The following is a 482-nucleotide window of genomic DNA, read 5'->3' on the forward strand; positions in this document are numbered from 1 at the left end:
GGTGTCCCCGCCGGGAACCGGGATCGTGACGATCACGGTCACCGGACCGGGCGGCACCAGCAACCCGGTCACCTACGTCTATGTGGTGGTGCCGACGATCACTTCCCTGTCCCCGACCGCAGGTCCCGCCGCGGGGGGTAACAGTGTCACGATCAACGGCACCGGGTTCACCGGTCCCCTGACCGTGCGGTTCGGCAGTACCGCCACTGTCTTCACAGTCAACTCACCCACCCAGATCACCGCCGTCGCTCCGGCCGGAACGGGGACCGTGCAGGTCACCGTCACAGGATCCGGTGGGACCAGTAATGGTGTCGCCTACACCTATGCCGGGGTTCCCACCCTGACCGCGATCGCTCCGAGTTCGGGGCCAGTCACCGGCGGGACAACGGTCGTCCTGACCGGGACGAATCTGGCCACTGCCACATCGGTGAGTTTCGGTGGCACACCGGCGACCTCGTTCACGGTCAACTCCAACACCCAGA

At 66.2% G+C, this 482-nt stretch carries 1 protein-coding gene; it reads left to right on the forward strand.

The window, feature by feature from the left end:
* Window positions 1-25: 25 nt before the first annotated feature.
* Window positions 26-482, forward strand: a 457-nt coding sequence (locus APZ21_RS28840) for an IPT/TIG domain-containing protein (RefSeq protein WP_204249172.1), incomplete at its 3' end; no start/stop codon positions are given.

The organism is Nocardia arizonensis, from assembly GCF_001310275.1.
In the GTDB taxonomy this organism is placed as follows: Bacteria; Actinomycetota; Actinomycetes; order Mycobacteriales; family Mycobacteriaceae; genus Nocardia; species Nocardia arizonensis.